Below are 4,127 nucleotides of genomic sequence, written 5' to 3'. Positions count from 1 at the left end.
TTTGATATTGATTATATTGTATCAAATAAACCTTCAGGGAGCATACGTATGTTAACAAATCTTTTAGTTGAAGGACCGAATGGAGGTAATGCAATTACTTTAACCAATGCAACTGATATCTTAGATTTGAATGGTAATACCCTAACATTAGGTGAGGCAAATGTAGCTTCTGTATTTACGGGTAGTGGATTTATTCGTGGCGGTTCAACTTCGAGTATTTCTATCCAGGGCACAGGAGCATTAGGAACTATCCGTTTCGATCAAAGCGTTCCGGGTACTTCAAATGTTTTGAACAATTTGACCATTAATAGGACTTCAGGATCTGTTACTATCGGAAATGCGCTTAATATAATTGGTGTAATCACAGTTACAGATGGTACTTTAGCTTCAGGTGGAAATATTACTTTAAAATCCAACGCTAATGGCACTGCACAAGTCGCTGCAATTGGCTCAGGTGGAAGTATTACCGGCAACGTTACCACAGAACGCTACATTCCAGCACGCCGAGCATTTCGTTTTTTAAGTCCTTCTGTAACTACTTCAACTTCAAGTATTAAAGAAAACTGGCAAGAAAACGGTGGTTCAACAGCAGGTTTAGGCACCCATATTACAGGAGTTGATGGAATAACAAATGGTTTTGATGCCACGAGCACGAATAATCCATCTTTATTTACTTTCAACAATTCCACAGGAGTCTGGGAGGCCGTGACGAGTACACTTACCAATTCTTTAACCGCAGGAATTCCATATCGTTTGATGGTAAGAGGAGATCGTTTAACAGTTTTAACAACGAATACGCCAACAGCTACACCAACTGTACTAAGAGCTACAGGTACTCTACATACTGGAAACTTTTCGCCAACTTTAAATCAAACTGCAGAAGGGTTTAGTTTTGTAGGTAATCCTTACCAAGCAACTGTAGATATAAAAGCAGTTTTAAACGAAGCAACCAACATGAATAACGGAGTGGTTTACTATTGGGATCCTACTTTAAATGCTAGAGGCGGTTATGTAACTCGTGATTTAACAAATAATAATAATACTCCAACGTCTAGTTTCAACCAATACCTACAACCCGGACAAGCGGTTTTTGTAAAAAAATCAAACACAACAGTAGCTGCTAGTATGACGTTTACAGAAAGTAACAAATCGTTAGCCAATGCCGCAGCAGGCGTGTTTAGAACTGCCAACACATCAGCTTATGGTTTGTTGCGAGTAAATTTACAAGCCAACACCAACAACCAGTGGCAAACAATTGAAGGTACATTAGCGCTCTTTAATGATAATTATAGCTGGAATGTAACTTCGGAAGACGCGACTAAAATGGCAAATTTAGACGAAGAAGTAAGTTTTGTACAAAACAATACGAATTTAGCGATTGCCTTACAAAACAACCCAAGCGCCACATCAGAATTACCAATTAAAATAGGTAAGATGCGTCATACCAATTACCAATGGCAATTTGAATTAGACAACTATGATGGAGCCACGCCTTATTTGTTTGATACGTTAAACAACAGTTATACGCAAATAAACAATGGAACAGTAGTGCCATTTACAGCAGATGCAAATACTACAAACCGTTTTAAAATAGTATTCCAAAACGCGTTGCTTAATACTGATACATTTGCCACTCAAGTTGGCTTGTATCCAAATCCTTCTAAAGGAAATGGTTTCTACTTACAATTGCCTTCATCTGAACAGGCAACGGTTAAACTATACAACACGATAGGTCAAGAAATTGGAATAACCAATAATTCAGGTTATTACCAAGCCAATCAGAGTTTAGCAGCTGGTGTATATCATATTATGGTTACACAAGGGGAAAAGACTAGTAAATTAAAATGGATTGTTGAATAATAAAAAGCAATAAGATGAAAAATAATAGTAAAAAAATATACAGTTTAGCATTTGTTTTAGTTTCGGGATGGCTTCAAGCACAAGAAACCTTTCCAGATGATGTTCAAGATGTGCCGGTAAACGATTACATCCCAGCATTGCTAATACTAGCCATAGCAACGGCCTATTGGTTTTTAAAACCAAAAGCTAAAGCATAAACCAAAAACCGCCTCCAAAGAGGCGGTTTTTTTTGGTAAAAGGTTTTGGCAAAAGGGAGCGCAAATTCGCACTAATTAACTCACTCGCTAATTCGCTAATTTCCCCATTGTCATTCTGAGCTTGCGAAGAATCTCCTACGCAGTAGGCCTGCTTGCGAAGCATCCCCTACGCAGTAGGCAATCTCTTTATCTTTTCCCTTTATTTGAATTTTTTATCAACACGAAAACGTTTTCGTGTAAATATTTTTAAAAAAAAAGTATTTTATTTTTTAATTTAGTAGTTCAAGAAGTTTTGTGATATTCGTTTTTTTATACTTAAAATAAAATTAAGTATTCAATTTATTGTTATAATTAATATGAATTTCACAATTGCGTGCTCTGAAAAAAAGAAAGTTTTTTAGGGTTTATTTAATTAAATTTTGAACACTTTTTATAAATGACTCAGGATAATTTTCTGTTTTGTTACACTAACTAATTAATATAATAATTAAAAAAATGAAGAAAAAATACTCAAAATTCGTAATTTATATTTTTACTTGGATAGCTTTATTTATAGGCAACGTAGTTTCAGGACAAAATTTTTCTGACAATGCTTCAAGTTATGCTAGTTCATGGACAAATAATTCAAATCAAGGAACAGGTTTTGGAGCATGGTCTTTAAATGCGGGAGCTAGTTCTGGTAGTTTTATTGGAAACCCAGCAAACAATGGTATGGGAACTAATGGTATTGGCACTACTGCTTTCGGTATGTTTGCAACAGGTAGCGCCTATTTCAATGCCTACCGTTCTATAAATAATGGAATACAAGTTGGAGACACTTTTTCTTTTTATTGGTCAATAAATTGGGATGCTGGCGGTGGTTCTAAAGGTTTTGATTTACGATCTGGTGGAACCACTATTTTCAATGTGAATAATGGAGGCTCATCTACTATAACCACAACTAACGGGAATGCAAATACAAGCTATGGCACAACAGCTATGCTTGTTACAATAACAAGAACAAGTGCTAGTGCCTACTCATTTTCTATGACTTCTAGAAGTGGTGGTGCAACATATACTACGCCTATTAATAGTTCATCAACCATTGATGGTTTTAATTTCTACATTGGTAACCAAAATGATGGATCGGGACAAAAAAATATGTTTGTAAATGGTTTTTCAATAACTAAACCAATAACTGTAGCAGACGGGAATTGGAATGAAACATCTACTTGGTTAAACAATACTATTCCACCATCTGGTGCATCTGTTACAATAGATCACAATGTTACGGTTAATTCAGACATAACATTACGTTCGATGGTTATTAATACTGGAAAAACACTCACTGCTTCCGACTTAACACCCAGAGCACTAACCATCTCAAATGGAGGTTTCCTTACCAATAACGGAACTTTTACAGCTGGTAATGGCACGGTTGTATTTGCAGGTTCGGCAACGGTTTCCGGAACAATTACATTTAATAATGCAACGCTAGCAGGTGGCGTTAACTTTGGAACGAGTTCTACTATTAATAGTATATTAACCATTAATAGCGGAGGTTTTGTAACTACAAACGCACCTATTTATGCTTCAGGTACTACTTTAGTATATAATAGTGGTGGAACTTTCAATAGAGGAACAGAATGGTCCGCAACATCAGGTAATGGTTATCCCCATCATGTTCAAATTTCAGGGAATACCATCTTTAATCTTAACAACGGAGCAAATGTGGCACGTCAAATGGGAGGTAACTTAACGGTAGACTTTGGTAGCACCTTGTCTCTTGAGGGCATGACTATTGTGAGCCCTAGCGAAATAGGGTTAACTGTTGTTGGAAATGTAATTAATAACGGCAGTATTTCACTCGCTAGTTCGACTGAGCGTTTGAAATGTGTTAATTATACTAACAATGCGAATGCATTAACTACTCTTTCGACAAATATAGGCGGTGATCTTGAATTGACAGGTAATTTTATTGACAATGCACCATTTAATTCAAATAATAGAGCTGTTTTTTTTACTGGGTCTGGAGTTCAAGACGTAACTGGTTCAGCTCCATTTGATATTGATTATATTGTATCAAATAAA

Annotated in this window: 3 protein-coding genes; all 3 read left to right on the top strand. The window is 36.2% G+C overall.

Features of this window, described 5'->3' with window-relative positions; all coding sequences use genetic code 11:
* A partial coding sequence (locus ACIQ11_RS09195) for a T9SS type A sorting domain-containing protein (protein WP_396154332.1) occupies positions 1-1,860 on the top strand: 1,860 nt, incomplete at its 5' end.
* 14 nt (positions 1,861-1,874) lie between these two features.
* Complete coding sequence (locus ACIQ11_RS09190; RefSeq protein ID WP_396154331.1) at positions 1,875-2,057, top strand: hypothetical protein; 183 nt, start codon at positions 1,875-1,877, stop codon at positions 2,055-2,057.
* Between the two features lie 495 nt (positions 2,058-2,552).
* Positions 2,553-4,127 (top strand): beta strand repeat-containing protein (locus tag ACIQ11_RS09185; RefSeq protein ID WP_396154330.1); only part of this gene is annotated, 1,575 nt, incomplete at its 3' end.

The organism is Flavobacterium sp., from assembly GCF_044361065.1.
Lineage (GTDB): Bacteria > Bacteroidota > Bacteroidia > Flavobacteriales > Flavobacteriaceae > Flavobacterium.
Note: the sequence above shows the minus strand (reverse complement) of the source record. Positions and strands in the feature narration are given on the sequence as shown.

Excerpts from the sequence above, each read along its gene's own strand:
- ACIQ11_RS09190 (WP_396154331.1), top strand. The coding sequence starts at position 1,875 with ATGAAAAATAATAGTAAAAAAATATACAGTTTAGCATTTGTTTTAGTT.